Here is a 19,697-nt window from a genome sequence, read left to right on the forward strand (position 1 = left end):
CACTTTAATTTAACATCTATTTTACAAGTATAAAACTAATCAAAACTTAAATTTACACTACTTTTGCAGAATGCAAGAAAACCAAACTGTAAGATTAGAATTTATTGCTTTAATGGCTTCACTAATGTCCATTGTAGCTTTAGCAATAGACGCTATTTTACCAGCTATGACACATATTGGCGTATCAATAAACAGTTTAGATACTAATAACAACCAATTGTTAATAACAATGATTTTTTTAGGTTTAGGTTTTGGGCAATTATTATTTGGTCCTTTATCAGATAGTTTTGGACGCAAACCTATTGTATACATTGGATTTTTAGTGTTTGCTACAGGTAGCATCATTTGCGTATTATCTGGTAGCTTAGCAATTATGGTTTTAGGACGTATACTTCAAGGTATTGGTTTAGCTGCTCCACGTACCATTGCCATTGCTGTAATTAGAGACATGTATAAAGGAGATTACATGGCTAAAATCATGTCTTTTGTAACCACATTTTTCATATTAGTTCCTGTTATTGCTCCTGTAATGGGTAAATTTATTTTAAACCATTACCATTGGTCAGGTATCTTTTATGTACAATTAATAATGGCTATACTTGTCAGTATTTGGTTTTGGAAAAGACAACCAGAAACCCTTAAACCTGAATATAAAATTAAATTTAGTAAACATGTTTTTATTGATGGTATAAAAGAACTTATTAAGCACAAAGAAACTATTGCTTTTACAATCATCTCTGGATTTATTTCTGGAGCTTTTATAGTATATTTAAGTGCTTCACAAGTTATTTTTGAAAACCAATATGGCTTGATTGAAGAGTTTCCATATATTTTTGCTGGTTTAGCTGCTGGTGTTGGTTTATCTACTTTTTTAAACGGAAGCTTCGTAATGCGATTGGGCATGTGGCGTTTATCTTATATTGCTATTATTACCTTTAGTCTAAATGCCTTTCTTTACGTTCTGTTATTTTGGAATGCAACTAGCAATCCTTCCTTAGTAGTTATTTTATTTTTTATGGCTATTCAGTTTTTTACTATTGGCTTTATTTTTGGAAATTTAAGAGCCATAGCAATGGAACCAATTGGTCATATAGCAGGTATTGGAGCTGCACTTACAGGTTTTATATCTACAATAATGGCTGTACCAATTGCTAATTACATTGGTAGTTTTGTACATAAAACAGCATTACCTTTATTTATAGGTTTTACTGTTTTTGGGACACTCTCTTTTTTAATTTTTACTTATGTAAAAATGACTAAAAAGAAAAAAAACATTAGCGTAATGGATTAAAAATCAATCTTTGTCAAAATATCAACTACTGAAGATATAATATACTCCACACCTATTGCTATAACTATAAAACCAATAATTCTTGATAAAGCATTAATACCAGAAGCACCTAAAAACTTAACTATAAAATGTGCACTTTTTAAAATAATATAAATTGCAACTGCTGCTAATAATATTGATCCAACAATAGTTAAAATTTGGCTGGTTAAAACAAATTCTTGATTATAGGTTATTAATAAAGATATAGTACCTGGTCCTGCTAACATTGGTATTGCCAAAGGTGTCAAACTAATACCTTCTCTAGAATGAATATCGTCTTGTACTTTTTGACGCTTCATACCTTTATGTTCTCTAAACTTACCAGTTAACAAAGCAAAACCTGAAGACGTAATAATCATACCTCCTGCAATTTTCAAAGCATTTAAACTAATACCAAAAAAAGATAAAATGTATTTACCTGCAAAAAACGATAACATCAAAATAACAAGCACATCTATGGCTGTCCAAAATGCTGTTAAAGCGCGTTCTTTTTTAGTGTGCTCTTGTGTTAACGCAACAAAAACAGGAACGGTTCCTAAGGGATTCATAATCGAAAATAATGCGCCAAAAGCGACTAAAAATAACTCCATTGTTTTTTTTGCAAATTCCGTAAATTTTAAACATTACAAAGTTGCCTAATGGTTATTTATACTTTACCGAAAAGTTAAATAGAAACCATAACTATTTATTAAGAAATTTATAAAAATGAAGTCATTTCAATTTCATTTCAATAATTTAGTGCTATGAAACAAACCAATGCCCAATTAATACTACACTTTTTAAAAAGCTTTCCTCCTTTTGATGCCTTAACAGACGAGCAATTACAGACTATTGCTCAAGAAGTTAAAGTATTATATTTAGAAAAAGATAATTTTATTTTTAAACAAAATGAACCCTTACACGATTATTTTTACGTGGTTAAGGATGGTGCAATTGGCGTGTTTAGACAATCAGATTTGGTTGATAAATGTGATACAGGAGATGTTTTTGGGCTACGAGCATTAATCCGTAAAGATCAATACTTGTTAGATGCTAAAGCTATTGAAGACAGTATTGTGTATAGTATTCCTTCTAAATTATTAGAAGACATTATAATAAATAATCCTAAAGCTAATCAGTTTTTAATAGCCAGTTTTGCAACCAATACTCGTAACCCTTATAGTGATGAGGATAAAGGTACTTTATTTGCAAATATTGGAATATTAAAACCTGAAACTTCAAATTTTACCGAAATCCAATCGGCTAAATACTCTACAAATCCTTCAGTTTGCGAACCTGGCACAAGTATTAAAGAAGCTGCCATTATCATGAGTCAAAATAAAGTAGGATCTATAGTTATTACAGATAATAAAAAGCCTGTAGGAATTATTACAGATAAAGACTTAAGACATAAAGTAGCAACAGGTATTCATGCTATTACAGAGCCTGTAGAGGCTATTATGTATGCTCCTGTTTTTACTTTTCCAAAAAACATCTCTGTTGCAGAAGCACAAATAGGTTTATTAAAAAACGATTTAACTTACTTATGTATTACTAAAGATGGTACACCAAACTCAGAATTAATTGGCATACTATCTCAGCAAGATATTATTGTAGTTAATGGTAATAATCCTTCGGTTTTAATAAAGGATATCAAACGTGCTAATTCTGCCGAAAGTTTGAAATACATTCGTGCTAAAGCTCAAGATTTATTAAAAGGATATTTAAAACAAAGTATACCAATTGGTTTTATTTCTAAAATAATAACTGCAATAAATGAAGCTATTACTAAACGAATTATTGATTTGTCTATTGCCGAATTTAATCAAGAACCACCAGTTTCTTTTGCTTGGTTAGCTATTGGTAGTCAAGGTAGAAAAGAGCAATTGTTATATACAGATCAAGATAATGCTTTAGTCTACGAAGACTCTACTGAAGACATCAAAACCAAAGCTTATTTTTTAAAATTAGCCGAAGCTGTAAACCAAAAACTAGCTATTGTTGGTTTTAAGTTATGTCCTGCAAACATGATGGCTAGCAACCCAAAATGGTGTTTAACCGTTTCTGACTGGCAAGCACAATTTAGCAATTGGATAACGCATGCGGACCAGGATAAAATGGCATTATTTAATATCTTTTTTGATTATAATTATGTTTATGGAAATCAGAATTTAGTAAGCAGCATGTCTGATTACGTGTTTGAAACCCTAGAAACAAATCCGATATTTTTAACTTATATGGGTCGTAATGCCATAAAAAAACCTGCACCTTTAAGCTTTTTTAAAACGTTTTTGGTTGAAATTTCTGGAGAACATAAAAACCAATTTGATATTAAATCTAGAGCTATAATGCCTCTTGTAGATGCAGCTAGAGTGTTACTTTTATCACATCACGTAAAGGATATTAATAGTACTATTGCAAGGTTTAAAAAATTATCTGAGCTAGAACCTCAGCATAAAGCATTATACAATTCTTGTATTAGCGCCTTTAGAGTTTTATTGCGTTTTAGGACCAAACAAGGGTTAAAACATAACGATTCTGGACAGTTTGTTGATGTCAAAAACCTTAGTAAAAACAATAAACTTAAACTTAAGGGTTGTTTTAAACCTATTAAAGATATTCAAGAATTGTTGCATGGTAGGTATAAATTATCTCAGTTGCCATAGGTTATAAATATCGCTTTCGCGGAAAACACTTTACGTGCTTACAATAAGGTTTACTCTAAACTGAAAATCTAACTTAAAACAAAAAACACAAACCTAAAGTTGTGTTTTTGTTTTTGCATTAAGGATGGAAGTGGCATCCTTTTTTATTTTTCTTAAAAAAGATATAACGGACAGCCTGACGTTTTGCCTTAATAAAAAAGGCAAAAGGGAATGCCCTAATACTTATTAACTACCATTTAATCTAAACGATAATAACCACATTTTAAATAGGCTCCTTCAGGAAAACCTATTGGATGATCTGTATCATGCTGTGTGGTTTTTATGGTTTTAAAAGCCCTTTGACTAGCGTTTAATGTTGTTGTATTAATGTCATAAAATACTTGTGCTGTTACACGACTAGAACAGCTTGCCAAAACTAATAATCCGTTTTTGGCTGTTAACTGCTCTCCTAATTGTGCCAGTTGAGCGTATTTTTTTTTGGCTAAGTCAATTTCGGTTTGTTGTTTAGCAAAACTTGGTGGATCTATAACAACCACGTCATAAACAACGCCTTTTTTGACTAACTGTTTTAAGGCTTTAAAAGCATCATCAGCAATGGTGTGATGTTTTCCTGTATAATTGTTTAACTTTCCGTTTTGTTTAGCTATTTCTAGGGCTTGTGCACTAATATCTAAACTTGTTACTTCTGTAGCTTGATTGGCTAATGCATGTACCGAAAATCCACCTGCATAACTAAATACATCTAAAACGGTTTTACCTTTACTGTACAAACCTACTTGCCTACGGTTATCTCTATGATCTAGAAAATAACCTGTTTTATGCCCTTTTATTACGTTAGCCGAGAAGTTTACACCATGCTCAATAAACTGTACAACTTCATTTTTAAGTGTACCATAAACGACTGCTCCATCTTCTAATTGATGGGTTTTAGAGTTTTGTAATCCTCTACTTAAACGCATAACTACGGTTTTGCATTTAGAGACTTCTATTAAACTTTCTAAAATGGTGTGAATGTAGGGTAACCAAATTTCGGAATATAGTTTTACAACTAACACGTTTGCGTAGACGTCTGCTATTAAAGATGGAAATCCGTCGTTTTCACCAAATAATAGTCTATAACTATTTGTATTAGTTTGTAGTAATGGTAGCCTCTTGGAATAGGCTGTTTGTATTTTTTGCTTAAAAAACACAGCATCAATTACCACTGATGCTGTGCTATTATAAATCATTTTTATTTGTATTGGCGAGTTTGCATCATACAAACCTATACCAATCATTGCGTTTTTTCGTTTACCAAAAATGATGGCTAAGTCACCTGTTTTAGCGTCTTTATTTATCTTAACAATACTATCCGAAAATACCCAAGGATGACCTTGGTGTACATATTGCTCGCCATTTGCTGTTAGTTTTACTGCTAAGCGTTTTGGCTTTAAATTGGATGGTATTGCGTTTGATAAATTCATGTCACAAAATTATGTATTTTTTTAAGATTGCTTTACATGTTTTACCAACATTAAACTATACTGCTGTTTTTTTAATTTTAATAATTTTAAGCTTGTCTAAAACCACCATTATTAAATACGTAAAATCAATTTCAAACCAACGTACTCCAAAATTAGCGCGTCCACTGTGCGAATGATGGTTATTATGATACCCTTCTCCCATCATTAAAATATCTATTGGTAAAAGGTTTTTTGAGGTATCACTAACTTTAAAATTACGGTATCCATAAATATGAGCAAACCAATTAATAATAACACCATGTATCGGAGCCATTAAAAAGGCTACTGGCAACAATAACCATTGCCACCAAGCGGTTGCAAATACAATAAAAAATATGGTGTAGGCTGTTCCCCAAGTTAAACGCGATACTCTAGAGCTTGCAAACTTGTCAAAACTTTTCCATTGTGGAACGTTTTTAGTAAACTTGTCCGCTACTGCAATACGCTTTTTGTTAATGTCTTGGTATATGTTTTTTGTTCTCCACATCATAGAAAACACATTAGAATCGTATTTAGGTGAGTGTGGATCTTTATCTGTATCTGCGTAAGCATGATGCATTCTGTGCATTACACCATAACCATAAGCACTTAAGTAATTACTACCCTGAAATACCCATGTTAAAACAAAACACACACGTTCTGTTACTTTTGACATTGTAAACGTTTGGTGTGCTGCGTAACGATGTAAAAAAAAGGTTTGAAAAAATAATCCTGTATACCACAGAATAATTATAAATATTAAAATTGTCATAGTCTTTGCTTTAATTTTACAAAGGTCTATATACTTAAAGTCAATTAAAATGAACCTAGGTTAAGAAATACGTTTTCTAATCCTGCTTAATGCTTGTGCAGTAACACCAATATAAGAAGCAACGTATTTTAATGGAATCTCTTTTATTAAATTTGGTCGCTCTGTAAATAGTTTAAGGTAACGCTCTTCTGCAGTGTGATTTAGTAACGATTGTTCGCGTTTTGATTTTATTAAAAATAATCGTTCTGAAGACAAGCGTCCTATAACATTACCAGCAAAACTCTTTGCGTAAACCTCTTGTAAGTCTGAGTAAGAAATGCTCCACATAGAAATATCTGACAAAGCTTGTAGTCTATATAATGAAGGTTTTCTGGTCAAAAAAGAATCATATGCACTTACAAATTCGTTTTTAAAACAGAAGCCAAACGTAATGTCCTTATCCTTATCTTCTTTAGGAATTAAAAACCTAGCAATACCACTTTCTATAAAAGATATATAGTTTTCTGTTTCACCTACATCAAGAATTATGCTCTTTTTTTTAAACACTCTATTCTTTAATTTAGATGAAAAAAGTTGCCAATCCTCGTCAGATATCACAACCGTTTTTTCTATATAATCTCTAATATTTTTCATGTGTAAAGCTTATTGCAAAGAACGTTATTTAAATTAACAGTGATTACAATTATCTAATAATACTCTATTTTTTATTTTAATAAAAATCTAATTACTTATTATAATAAACTACTTTTAAATATTTAATCAATAAACAAATAAAATGAAGATACTAGCTATTGGTAAAAACTATATTAAAGACAAGTCAGAACTTGAAGCAATTGACAAAGGGTTTCAGATAATTTTTTCTAAACCTGAATCTAGTTTATTAACTAATAATAAAGATTTAGTTTATCCTGAATTTACTTCAAAATTGGTTTATGAAGCTGAATTAGTTATTAAAATAGAAAAAACTGGTAAACACATAAACATTACAGATGCTACTGATTATATATCAGATATTGCAATTGGTATTGATTATACTGCCAAAGATGTATTAAACCAAGTACGTGAAGGTAAAGGTCCTTGGGAGTTAGCTAAAGGGTTTGATGGAGCTGCACCAATATCTGGTTTTTTACCTGTGTCTAATTTTAAAGATTTAAATGACATAAACTTTAGTTTGACTATTAATAATGAAGAAAAACAGGTAGGAAATACCGATTTTATGATTTACAATTTTGCTGAAATTATTGCGTTTACATCACAATTTATGACTTTAAATCCTGGAGATTTAATCTTTACAGGGACTCCAGCTTTTGGTACTGGTGAAAGTGTTAAAGGTGACCATTTACAGGCTTATATTGAAGGAGAATTATTGTTAGATTTTAAAGTAATCTAATTTACATAACATATTTAAAACAAAACAGGCAACCCTAAAAGGTTGCCTGTTTTGTTTTTGCATTAGGGATTGAACGGTCTGTTTGAGCTCCTCGCAGAGAGCGAGTAGTGAAAGCCCGACACTTTGTAGCTTAAGCGGAAAAGTGTAATGCCCAAATACTTATTTACAATACATTATCCATTATATCTTCAACACATTCTGGATTTAATAAAGTACTTATATCTCCAAGGTTACCTGTGTCATTACTGGCAATTTTACGTAAAATACGACGCATTATTTTTCCGCTTCGTGTTTTAGGTAATCCGTTAGTAAACTGTATTTTATCTAACTTAGCAATTGGCCCTATTTGCTCTGTAATAAGCTGGTTAATTTCTTTACGCAAATTATCGTGCTTTCTACTTTCTCCTGTTTCTTTAAGGGTTACATAACCATACAATGCGTTTCCTTTGATGTCATGAGGAAACCCTACTATAGCACTTTCGGAGACAGCTGGATGCTCGTTAATAGCATCTTCAATTGGTGCAGTTCCAAGGTTATGTCCAGAGACAATGATAACATCGTCAACACGACCAGTTATTCTGTAATATCCAACCTCATCACGTAATGCTCCATCTCCTGTAAAGTATTTATTATCATAGGCTGAAAAATAGGTGTCTTTATAACGTTGGTGATTACCCCAAATGGTTCTTGCCATACTTGGCCAAGGGAATTTTATACATAAACGACCATCTACTTGATTACCTTTAATTTCTTTACCATGCTCATCCATTAATGCTGGTTGGATACCAATAAATGGTAAGGTAGCATAGGTTGGTTTGGTTGGTGTTGCAAAGGCTATTGGCGTAATCATAATTCCTCCAGTTTCGGTTTGCCACCATGTATCTACAATTGGAGCTTTACGTTTACCAACGTTATCATCGTACCAATGCCAAGCTTCTTCGTTAATTGGCTCTCCAACGGTACCTAATACTTTAAGTGAAGATAAATCGTGCTTTTCTAGATGTTCTACACCTTCTTTTGCTAATGCACGAATTGCTGTTGGTGCTGTGTAAAATTGACTGACTTTATGTTTTTCTACAATTTCCCAGAAACGTCCAAAATCTGGATAACTAGGAACACCTTCAAACATTACTGTGGTTGCACCATTACATAATGGTCCATATACAATATAACTGTGTCCTGTAATCCAACCAATGTCTGCTGTACACCAATAGACATCTTTTTCGCGATATTGAAATACATTTTTAAAAGTATATGCAGAATATACCATGTATCCTCCTGTGGTATGTACCATACCTTTTGGTGTACCTGTAGATCCTGAGGTATATAAAATAAATAATGGATCTTCTGCATCCATAATTTCTGGCACACAGTCATGATAGGCTTCATCTAATAATGGTTGTAACCATTGGTCACGACCTTTTTGCATATTAATCTCTGAATTAATACGTTTTGCTACTAATACATTGTTTACACCAGGACATTCCAAAAGCGCTTCGTCCACAATACCTTTTAAATCTATTGTTTTTGCACCTCGATAAGAACCATCTGATGTTATTACCATTTTACAATCACTATCTTTAATTCTGGTTGCTAAAGCTGTGGCAGAAAATCCTGCAAATACAACAGAATGTATTGCACCAATCCTTGCGCATGCTAAAACAGAAACTGCTAATTCTGGAATCATTGGTAAATAGATACAAACTCTATCTCCTTTACCTATTCCGTTTTCCTTTAATACGTTTGCAAATCTGCAGACGCGATCATGTAATTCTCTGTAGGTAATATGAAGCGCTTCTTCGTCTGGATTATTAGGTTCAAAAATAATAGCTGTTTTATCACCTCTTGTATATAAATGTCTGTCTATACAGTTTTCGGTTATATTTAGTTTGGCACCTTCAAACCACTTAACTTCTGGTTTTGAAAAGTCCCAACTTAACACATTATCCCATTTTTTTCGCCACATAAAATGTTCTTCGGCAATTTCTTCCCAAAAACTTTCTGGATTACGGACAGATTTACGGTATACTTGGTAGTATTCTTCTAAATGTTTTATGTGATAATTACTCATGTTTTTTTGATTAAATTTTATTTATGAATCCCAACTTTGTTGGTTTTGTATATTAATTTTATTTCTTCTATAATACTATCATCATCAATTGTGGATGGTATATTATACTGTTGTTGATCTGCTATATTACGTAACAATTTACGAAGAATTTTTCCGCTTCTTGTCTTTGGTAATCGGTTTACTACAAAAACCTCTCTAAAGGAAGCTACAGCACCAATTTCGCGACGCACATCTTGTATAATTTCATTTTGAATGGTATGATGATTAAGTGAAGTTTCTGTTTTTAAAACAACCAATCCTAATGATTTTTGACCTTTAAGCTGACAATGCACACCAAATACTGCACATTCTGCAACAGATTTATGTGAGGATACAATTTCTTCCATTTCTGCTGTTGATAAACGATGTCCAGCAACGTTAATAATATCGTCTACACGACCTGTTATAAATATATAACCATCTTCGTCTTTATATCCACCATCTCCTGAAAAATAATAACCAGGAAAACGATTTAAATAACCAGATTTAAAACGTTCTGGATTTCCCCAAAGGTTACTTAAGGTTCCTGGTGGTAATGGCAATTTTATTACAACGTAGCCTTCTACACTAGATTTTACTTGCTCTCCTTCTTCATTTAAAATATGAATATCATAACCACAAACAGGTAATCCAGCTGAACCTGGTTTAATATCCTGTAAACCAACACCAACCATATTTGCAATCATAGGCCATCCACTTTCGGTTTGCCACCAATGGTCAATTACAGGAATTTGAAGTTTTTCTTCAGTCCAACTTAGAGTTGCCACATCACAACGCTCTCCTGCTAAAAACAAATATTTTAAACAAGACAAATCAAAACGCTTTAGCATCTGACCTTTAGGGTCTTCTTTTTTAATAGCTCTAATTGCTGTTGGAGCAGTAAACATTGCTTTTACATTATGTTCATTAATTACGCGCCAAAACGTTGATGCGTCTGGTGTTTTAATTGGTTTTCCTTCAAAAAGTACTGTTGTATTTCTATTTAATAAGGGTCCGTAAGCTATAAAACTGTGTCCTACTACCCAACCAACATCACTTGCTGCCCAAAAGGTTTCACCTTCGTTTACGCCATAGATATATTTCATAGAAAATTTTAAAGCGGTTGCATAACCACCTGTATCTCTAATAATTCCTTTTGGAGTTCCTGTGGTTCCTGAAGTGTATAATATATAAGAAGGATGTGTGGATTGTACTGCAATGGCATTAATTGATGGAGCCTCGTCGACTAACGTTTGATAATCAACGTCGTAGTTTTTCTTCGGAATCTCAACACCTAATTGTCTATCAAAAACAATGACATGTTCTGGCTTTACTTCCGCTTTAGCGATTGCTTGATCTACAAATGGTTTGTATGGAATAATTTTCTGGATTTCGACTCCATTTGAAGCTGTGATAATTGCTTTTGGCTTACAGTCATTAATTCTAATAGCTAATTCATGTGGTGCAAAACCTCCGAACACAACCGAATGTATAACACCTATTCTAGCACATGCCAACATAGCATATAATGCTTGCGGAATCATAGGCATATAAATGATACACGTATCTCCTTTTTGCAATCCTAAACGTTGTAAACCACCTGCAAGTTTTGACACTTCGTGATGTAATTGATTAAAGGTAATGTGCTGTTTTGTATTGGTAACTGGAGAGTCGTAAATAATTGCATTTTGATCTCCAAATCCTTCTTTGATATGTTTGTCAACACACAAATAACTTAAGTTAAGTTCTCCATCTTTAAACCATTGATCATAGTCATATTTATCTTTAGACAATATGCTTTTTGGTACTTTAAACCACTCCAAATTATTGGCTTGTTCAAGCCAAAATTGCTCAGGTTGATCTATGCTTTTTCTGTAAAATTGATGATAAAACATAGTTAAGCTTTTTTAGAATTAAATAAGCCGAACCAATTAGGATTGAGTACTTTTAATTTTACAAGTGCATAGATTATAAGCACAAAACAAAGTCCCAAAACTATGGATAGCATTGGACTTGTATAGGTTTGACTTTCAAATTTAAACCTAAGATAAAGCGTAACGATAATATAAATGCTAATTATAATATCTGACGCTAATGGGTTGATGTGAAATTTCATGTCTTTAAACTTTAATTAAACTTAGTTTGTTTGCACACAAAACCAATTTTAAATAAACTTAAAAAACTGTTTTAAGTCACTAGTTCCAATATTTCTGAAACTATTTTTTTTACTGAAAAAGGTTTTGTTAAATATTTATCTGCTCCAAGTTTTAAACCTTTTTCAATATCTGAAGCTTTATTTTTAGCTGTTAAAAACACCACTTTGGTTGCCTTTAAACTGTCCGTATTTTTAATATGTGTCAGTGTTTGATAACCATCTACATTTGGCATCATAACATCTAACAAAATCACATTAGGAATATGATGTTTTAATATCTCTAAAGCCTCACTTCCATCTCTTGCTATAAACACTTCAAAACCTTGTTTTTTGAAAGTGTATTCTAACGACATGACAATATTTGGCTCGTCGTCAACAATTAAAATTTTCTTCTTCATACTTTCTAGATAACAATTTACTTAAAAGGTATGGTAAAAACAAATGTTGCTCCTTTTTTAACGTCCTTTTTTACCCAAATTTTCCCGTTATGCTTTTCTACTATTTGTTTTGTTATTGCTAAACCTAATCCGCTACCTTCTGGCTTAATTGTATTTTGATGTTTAGACTGGTAAAATTTATCGAAAATATAATCCTGATCTTCCTCTGGAATCCCTTTACCATTATCGCTTACAGAAATTTCGACTAAAGCATTACCTAACTTTAAATCAACGATAATTTGTCCAGTTTTAGGATTACAAAATTTTATAGCATTAGACAGTAAATTGGTTAATACTTGCAGGATACGATCCTCGTCATAATTAGTTTTAAAACTATGACGATTATTATTAATTATTTTCACCTCTTTTTTACTAGCAATTTGCGAGATACTACTAATGGCTTTAGCTATAGTTTTTTGAAGATCTTGATACTGCATATCTAAATGTAAACGACCAGTTTCTAGTTTTTCAAAATCAAGAATATTATGTATCAAACGTCCCAAACGATCTGAATCTTGTAGTATATTTTTTAAAAACTGAGCTTTAATATCTTTTGGCATCTCATCGTCTTCATCCATCAAAAGCTCGGTAGCTGCCCTAATACCTGTAATTGGTGTTTTAAGTTCGTGTGCTACTGTGTCTAAAAACTCGTCTTTTTGCTTGTCTTTGGTTAGTAACTCTTCATTAGCATCTTTTAATTTTGAAGACAGTTTAGATAATTCATTAGACTTTTCTAGTAACACCTTATTGCTAACAATGTTTTCTTTAGACTCTTCTAAAATTTTTAATACTTCTACCAGACTTATTTGCTCTTCTTTAACAACACTTGAAATTAATATTTTGGCTGAAGCCGAACCAATACTTCCTGTTAGTAATTTTTCTGAAAAATTAATTAATCTTGCGTCTGCTAATTGGGTATCTTGAGGCAACTTATATTTTGTAAAGAAAATTTTTAATGCTCGAGTGGCTCGTTTTTCACCTAAAAAACGAATCAAAACATTTTTAATATCTGCCACATGAGCTTCTCCTTTCCAGACCAATGCACTATCCTGAAGCGTTGTAAAATTGTTGCTATCTACAAACATCTCTGCATAATTACGTTCTCGGTAATTTCCTTTTGAGGTTAATGAAAACACTAAATAACTCATGATGTTAAACGTCATACTCCAGAAAAAAGCATGTGCAGGTGGACTTAAAAAATCTATACCAAATAAAGCATAAGGTTTTAAAGCTGAAATACCAAACAACCCAAATTGTGTAAAATTATCTGTTCCAGTATAGACTTGTAATGTAAATGGTAATATCAAAGTATATATTGCTATAAAAAAGCCTACCAATATACCAATTGTTGCTGCTTTAGACGACCCACGATTCCAGTATAAACCAATAAAAAAAGAAGGTCCTAATTGTGATATAATTACAAATGATATTAAACCAATAGAATACAATGATAATTCTTTTGAAAAAATCACATAAAAGAAATATGCAGTTATTATGATGGTAAAAATAGAAATACGACGAATATTTTTAATGTATTTAGAATTTCGTTCTGGTTGATTTTTTATAAACTTCTCTAAAAAACCATACGGTATAATTAAGTTGTTACTTACCATAGTAGACAATGCTAAAGTAGATACAATAACCATAGAAATAACAGCCGAAAAACCACCTAAAAAAACGAGTGTGGCTAGAAATGAATTTCCGTTTTCTAAAGGAAGTAATAATGAATAATACTCTGAGTTTTGCGTCTCTCCAAAGGTTAATTTACCAGCCCAAGCAATAAAAATAACAAACAAATTAAATAATAAAAGATACAACGGAAACAACCAAATAGCTTTTTTTAAATGCTTTTCTCTATTGTTTTCTAAAACTGAAACCTGAAATTGTCTTGGTAATAAAAATATGGCCATAAAGGATAAACCTATCAAGAAAAACCAGTTAAAACCATCTTCTATTCCGCTAAGTGTAGTGAGCTGTTTAAAGTTTTCGGTAACTGAAATTTGGTTATAAATATCCGTAGTACCATCAAACAAATAAAAGGTCACATAAATACCAATTGCTAAAAAAAACACTAATTTTAAAACCGACTCAAACGCTACTGTAGCAATAATACCTTTATGTTTTTCAGAAGCATCTGCATTTTGTGTTCCAAAAAAAGTAGCAAATATGGCTAGCAATAATGCTACGTAAAATGTAGAATCGTCAATTACTGTTGTGGAGACATAGCTAGTGTCGTCTGACATGATTTCGAAAGTTTCTGAAACTGCTTTTAATTGTAATGAAATGTATGGCAAGGTACCGAATAAACAAACTATGGTTACTAAAGCACCAAGAAACCGACTATTACCATAACGTAATGAAATAAAATCTGCAATAGATGATATTTTATGCTGTTTAGAAATCCTAATAATCTTCCTAAGTACAACAATCCATAAAGGTGTTGCTATAATAGGACCCAAATAGATTGGTAAAAAATTTATACCAGAATTGGCAGCAATACCAACACTACCATAATACGTCCAAGCAGAACAATAGACTGCTAAAGATAAGGTATACACATATGGATTATTTACCCACTTACTTTGTCGTTTTTTTTCAGCAAGAAAAGCAATGTAAAATAACACTGCTAAATACATTACAATTATGATTACTAATATGTAGTTATTCATAATGGCGTTTTAATACAATATATGAAATAACGATGGATAGCAACCAAATTGAAAATATTGAAAAATATAAAGTCGGAATACCAAAAAGAGCTCCTTCAAAATTAAAAATAAGGATGAATGGAACATTAAAAATTAAACATAATGCTATAGACAATACTACTAGCTTTTGTTCATGCCTTTTTTTCATTTGGTTTATTGAATTTCTTTTCCGCGAAAGCGAAAAATTTATAACGTTACTAATATAAGAAAATCAGCACTACAAAATGTAATGCTGACTTCCTAACTAACTAAATTTAAATTAAGTTCAATATGCTTTTCGCTTTCGCGGAAAAACACTCAGACAGAACTCAAAGCCTTAATGATCGTGAGCTTCTCCTGCTCCAGAAGGAATTCTTATACTTTCAACCATATCTTGTACATCTTGAGGTGGAGCTGGTGTTAATCTAGAAACGATTAATGATATTACAACATTTACACACATTGCAATAGTACCAAATCCTTCTGGAGAGGTACCAAACCACCAATCTGCACTTGTACCACCACCAAACATGTTTAGTTTAAATTTCATCATGTAAAATAGCATTAGTACAATACCTACGACCATACCAGAGATGGCACCTTGACTATTCATACGTTTATCAAAAATACCCAAAATAATAGCCGGAAAAAAGGAGGCTGCTGCTAAACCAAATGCTAGCGCGACGACTGCAGCTACAAATCCTGGTGGATTAATACCAAAATAACCTGCAATTAAGATAGCTATAAAAATAGCTATTCTAGCCACTTTTAATTCGTCTTTATCAGAGATATCTGGCTTTAGTTGTTTTTTAACTAAATCGTGAGATACAGATGTCGAAATTACCAATAATAATCCTGCTGCTGTTGACAATGCTGCTGCCAATCCTCCTGCTGCTACTAAGCCAATTACCCAATTAGGTAGATTAGCAATCTCTGGGTTGGCCAATACCATTATATCTCTATCAACATACAACTCGTTTGAAGCATCACTTACATTAGCAACCACACGTTCTCCATTTGCTCCTCGTGCATCAGTATATTCTGGTTTTTTACCTGACAAAGCATTTCCTGCGACATATTGAATTTTTCCATCTCCATTTTTATCTGACCAAGCAATTAACCCTGTATTTTCCCAATTTTTAAACCATTCTGGAATTTCTTTATATTCCTTATTACTAACCGTTTCTATTAGATTAGTTCTAGAAAACACTGCAATTGCAGGTGCTGTTGTGTATAAAATAGCTATTAAAAATAAAGCATAACCAGCAGATTTACGTGCATCTTTTACTTTTGGAACAGTGAAAAAACGTACAATTACGTGCGGTAATCCTGCTGTACCTGTCATTAATGCTAAGGTAATTGCAAAAACATCCCAAGTACTTTTGGTTCCGCTTGTATATTCGTTAAAACCTAATTGAGTGTGTAAAGTATCTAATTTATCTAGTAAAAATGCTCCACCTTCAACCTTACTTCCCATTCCTATTTGCGGAATAATATTTCCTGTCATTTGCATTGATATAAAAAATGCAGGCACCATAAATGCAAATATTAATACACAATACTGAGCCACTTGTGTGTATGTAATACCTTTCATTCCTCCTAATAAAGCAAAGGTTAAAACCACTGCCATACCTATTATCACACCTATATTAATATCCACTTGTAAGAATTGAGAAAATACAATACCAACACCACGCATTTGTCCTGCAACGTAAGTAAACGATACAATTAATGCACAGATTACAGCTACTGTTCTTGCGGTATTGGAGTAATATCTATCTCCAATAAAATCTGGAACAGTAAACTTTCCAAATTTTCTTAAATATGGTGCTAATAATAGGGCTAAAAGCACATATCCACCAGTCCAACCCATAAGGTAAACTGATCCATCGTAACCTGAAAAGGAAATGATACCAGCCATACTAATAAAAGAGGCTGCGCTCATCCAATCTGCTGCAGTAGCCATACCATTTGCTAAAGGAGAAACACCTCCACCAGCAACATAAAACTCTTTAGTTGAGCCTGCTCTAGCCCAAATTGCTATTCCAAAATATAAGGCAAAAGTAAGTCCTACTAATAACCATGTCCAAAATTGTACACTCATAATATTATTGTTTTTTAAAGTTATTAGTTAAGACTAATCGTCAAAACCGTATTTTTTATCTAGTTTATTCATTAATCTTACGTATACAAATATTAATATTACAAATACGTATATTGAGCCTTGTTGTGCAAACCAGAAACCTAGTTTAAAACCACCCAATCTAAATTGATCTAATTCTTCTCTAAATAAGATTCCGCATCCAAAGGACACTGCAAACCATATGACAAGTAATATTGCTAAATATTTAATATTTTCTTTCCAATACGCTGATGCGTGTTTTTGTTTATCACTCATAGTTGTTAATTTTTATAGATAAATCATAGCTTGAAGCGAAATTGTATTTGCATCTAAAGCTCCAAATTCTTGATTTTTATATTCTAAAGTTAATTTTGAATTATGCCCACTCATGTAAGCATTTACACCAATACCTAAAGTAGATCTGTCATCACTTACCGCATCATAACTATGCGTGCCATAACTTACATAAGGTTGAAACCTTGTTTTTGCAACATCACCTTTAAATACATAACCAACATGACCGTAAATCATGCTTCCTGTACCATAAGCACTGTATAAATAGTTTTTACCGTAATCACTATTTTGATACACTGCATAAGCTGTAATTGCGCTTCCGTTATCATCAATTGGAGCATCATAAAAGGCATCCACAGCAAAGATTGAAACATCCTCACCTTCTAAATTTGGTGTTAATGCTGTACCTGTATCTATTACAGAGCCTTTAGGATGTAAAAAGAAACCCGCTCCAACATTAAAAATCTTTTTTCCTCCCAAATAACTACCTACTTTATAAGGCAGAAAATTAGATTCTTGATCTAAGAAATTATAATCAAAATAACCAGCGTATGTTTTACCAGCATCTTTAGAACCTAGAGTTGCACGACCGTTATACACTGCTTCTCCTCCAGCAACAGTAGTACGAGCATCTAAAGTAGATACAGATGCATCATTAATAGCAACACGATATTGGAGCTTATCAAATTTTCCTTTTGCAAAAACACCTAAATGACGTGCAAATTGATCTGACAACCCAATTGTTGCCCAAGATTGACGATTGTTGTCTAAGGTCATCATGTTAAGTGTACTTTGGTTATTTAATCTAGAAATACCATTAAAATAATGTAAACCACCTCCAACAGTGTGGTCTTTACCTAAATTGTACTGTGCCCAAACATCATGAAAAAAGAGTTGAGAGCCCTCTCCTTTTCCCGTTGGACTTAATGTAGAACTGGTTAAACTGTTTAATCCGAAGTGTGAAACGATTAAAAAGTCTTTGTTTATTTGTGCAAACATTAATATACGAGCGCGACGTAAATTGAAATTTAATTTGCTGTTTTCGTTTCCGTTTGCATCAAATGTATCGTCTGTGTTATAGTTAGCTTGGACTTGCGCCCAAGAAATAAGCCGAAGATATTTAGATCCATCTTCGTTAAATTTAAACTTAAGACCTCCATCATAATCAGGAGAACCTTGAGCTTTCATATACTGAAAGGACATTAAAAAGAGTCCTGCCAATAATAGTGTATGTTTTCTCATTGTTTAAGGGATTAATTAGTAGTTAATTGATTTTGTGTGCACTACTAAGCTCTTAAAAACAATGTGTTAACAGAAAATTAATATATTTATCTGTTAATTTAATATACTAATCCTTAAAACGCTCCCATTTTATTAACATAAACTTATCTCCTAACTCTGTAACTACAACACCTGCCCCTTTAACATTTGAAGCATCTGAAAAATAAATTGCTAGTTCTGATGCGTTTAAAATCTTATAAGTTGGGTGATAATTAGAGTTATATGGACGTTTGATATTGTATTTTTTGACCCAATTCATGATACTAACGTGAGAGATCCCTAAAATACGTTCAATTTCGCGATAGGTTAATCCTTCTAAGTATAATTGTAACGATTTATTAACGTAGTAGTCGTCTATCTTCTTACCTATCTTATTAACAGAGAAAAAATAGTTGCATTTTTTACACTTATAACGCTGTCTATTATTAACAATTCCACTTTTAATGTAATGGTCTGATCCACAATTGGGACATAAATCTACGGTCATATATATTAATTTAGCATAAATATATCATTTTAGCAATAAAAATTACACTAATTAGTTAAATCTTTAAATATTAACCACAAAAAAAGCTTCAAAATAGTGAATAACACTAATTTTTAAAGCTTAAATTATTAAAATAACAAAAACAATAGATTTACACAGTATTAACCATTAAAAAACGCTTCTTCATCTTTAGTTAATAATCTTGAATGAATTAAAAAACGCAATCCTAACGGAATTTCCAATGAAAAACTTGCACCTCGACCTTCAGTAACATCTACTGTTAAGTATGTGTGTTTCCAATATTCAAACTGGTCTTGATTCATATAAAAATTAACATCATTTAAAGTTCCTAACAAAACATCACTTTCATCTAAATACATATCACCTTTTTCAAATACCATAGGAGCAGAACCATCGCAACAGCCTCCACTTTGATGAAAAATTAAATCGCCATGCTTTGCTTTTAATTGGTCTAAAACTTTTGCTGCTTTTGGTGTAATTGCTACTCTTTTCATAATTTAAATTTA

16 protein-coding genes are annotated in these 19,697 nt (G+C 32.1%); 3 read left to right on the top strand and 13 right to left on the bottom strand.

Features of this window, described 5'->3' with window-relative positions; genetic code table 11:
- The first annotated feature begins 70 nt into the window (after window positions 1-70).
- The gene (locus ITB9_RS03830; protein ID WP_054851215.1) at window positions 71-1,291 is read left to right on the top strand and encodes a multidrug effflux MFS transporter; all 1,221 of its coding nucleotides are present in this window, start codon (window positions 71-73) and stop codon (window positions 1,289-1,291) included.
- On the opposite strand, the gene ITB9_RS03835 is transcribed toward ITB9_RS03830, so the two are convergent.
- Complete coding sequence (locus ITB9_RS03835) at window positions 1,288-1,920, bottom strand: MarC family NAAT transporter (protein ID WP_028606271.1); 633 nt, start codon at window positions 1,918-1,920, stop codon at window positions 1,288-1,290. The genes ITB9_RS03830 and ITB9_RS03835 overlap by 4 nt on opposite strands.
- Before the next feature lie 153 nt (window positions 1,921-2,073).
- Between ITB9_RS03835 and ITB9_RS03840 the strand changes: the two genes are divergently transcribed.
- A complete protein-coding gene (locus ITB9_RS03840; RefSeq protein ID WP_054851216.1) occupies window positions 2,074-3,975 on the top strand; it encodes a DUF294 nucleotidyltransferase-like domain-containing protein in 1,902 nt (633 codons plus the stop codon).
- Window positions 3,976-4,211: 236 nt separating this feature from the next.
- On the opposite strand, the gene ITB9_RS03845 is transcribed toward ITB9_RS03840, so the two are convergent.
- The 3 genes from ITB9_RS03845 to ITB9_RS03855 are packed head-to-tail and all read right to left on the bottom strand — an operon-like array spanning window position 4,212 to window position 6,861.
- On the bottom strand, window positions 4,212-5,438 hold the full coding sequence (locus ITB9_RS03845) for a class I SAM-dependent rRNA methyltransferase (RefSeq protein ID WP_054851217.1): 1,227 nt from the start codon (window positions 5,436-5,438) through the stop codon (window positions 4,212-4,214).
- A gap of 55 nt (window positions 5,439-5,493) precedes the next feature.
- On the bottom strand, window positions 5,494-6,228 hold the full coding sequence (locus tag ITB9_RS03850; RefSeq protein WP_028290964.1) for an acyl-CoA desaturase: 735 nt from the start codon (window positions 6,226-6,228) through the stop codon (window positions 5,494-5,496).
- Between the two features lie 60 nt (window positions 6,229-6,288).
- Entirely contained in the window at window positions 6,289-6,861 is a 573-nt protein-coding gene (locus tag ITB9_RS03855) for a Crp/Fnr family transcriptional regulator (RefSeq protein WP_054851218.1), read from the bottom strand.
- Window positions 6,862-7,003: 142 nt separating this feature from the next.
- Here ITB9_RS03855 and ITB9_RS03860 point away from each other — a divergent pair, with 142 nt between their 5' ends.
- On the top strand, window positions 7,004-7,618 hold the full coding sequence (locus tag ITB9_RS03860) for a fumarylacetoacetate hydrolase family protein (protein ID WP_054851219.1): 615 nt from the start codon (window positions 7,004-7,006) through the stop codon (window positions 7,616-7,618).
- Between the two features lie 163 nt (window positions 7,619-7,781).
- Here the strand turns inward: ITB9_RS03860 and acs are convergent, their stop codons facing one another.
- The 9 genes from acs to ITB9_RS03910 form a co-directional block, all read right to left on the bottom strand.
- Window positions 7,782-9,689 carry an acetate--CoA ligase gene (gene acs / locus ITB9_RS03865; protein ID WP_054851220.1) on the bottom strand — a complete coding sequence of 636 codons (1,908 nt, stop codon included), beginning with the start codon at window positions 9,687-9,689 and terminating at the stop codon, window positions 7,782-7,784.
- A gap of 17 nt (window positions 9,690-9,706) precedes the next feature.
- Complete coding sequence (locus ITB9_RS03870) at window positions 9,707-11,602, bottom strand: acetate--CoA ligase (protein WP_054851221.1); 1,896 nt, start codon at window positions 11,600-11,602, stop codon at window positions 9,707-9,709.
- A gap of 292 nt (window positions 11,603-11,894) precedes the next feature.
- Window positions 11,895-12,260, bottom strand: a complete 366-nt coding sequence (locus ITB9_RS03875; protein WP_028606278.1) for a response regulator transcription factor — start codon at window positions 12,258-12,260, stop codon at window positions 11,895-11,897.
- Between the two features lie 17 nt (window positions 12,261-12,277).
- A complete protein-coding gene (locus ITB9_RS03880) occupies window positions 12,278-14,968 on the bottom strand; it encodes a sensor histidine kinase (protein ID WP_054851222.1) in 2,691 nt (896 codons plus the stop codon).
- 355 nt (window positions 14,969-15,323) lie between these two features.
- Window positions 15,324-17,090 carry a sodium:solute symporter family protein gene (locus tag ITB9_RS03890; RefSeq protein WP_054851224.1) on the bottom strand — a complete coding sequence of 589 codons (1,767 nt, stop codon included), beginning with the start codon at window positions 17,088-17,090 and terminating at the stop codon, window positions 15,324-15,326.
- Window positions 17,091-17,123: 33 nt separating this feature from the next.
- A complete protein-coding gene (locus tag ITB9_RS03895) occupies window positions 17,124-17,384 on the bottom strand; it encodes a DUF4212 domain-containing protein (RefSeq protein ID WP_054851225.1) in 261 nt (86 codons plus the stop codon).
- 12 nt (window positions 17,385-17,396) lie between these two features.
- Window positions 17,397-18,644 (bottom strand): hypothetical protein, encoded by a 1,248-nt coding sequence (locus ITB9_RS03900; protein WP_054851226.1) that lies wholly within the window; start codon window positions 18,642-18,644, stop codon window positions 17,397-17,399.
- 106 nt (window positions 18,645-18,750) lie between these two features.
- Complete coding sequence (locus tag ITB9_RS03905) at window positions 18,751-19,170, bottom strand: helix-turn-helix domain-containing protein (RefSeq protein ID WP_054851227.1); 420 nt, start codon at window positions 19,168-19,170, stop codon at window positions 18,751-18,753.
- Window positions 19,171-19,331: 161 nt separating this feature from the next.
- On the bottom strand, window positions 19,332-19,685 hold the full coding sequence (locus ITB9_RS03910) for a DUF779 domain-containing protein (protein WP_054851228.1): 354 nt from the start codon (window positions 19,683-19,685) through the stop codon (window positions 19,332-19,334).
- Window positions 19,686-19,697 lie beyond the last annotated feature (12 nt).

This window comes from Olleya sp. ITB9, from assembly GCF_001315805.1.
GTDB lineage: Bacteria > Bacteroidota > Bacteroidia > Flavobacteriales > Flavobacteriaceae > Olleya > Olleya sediminilitoris.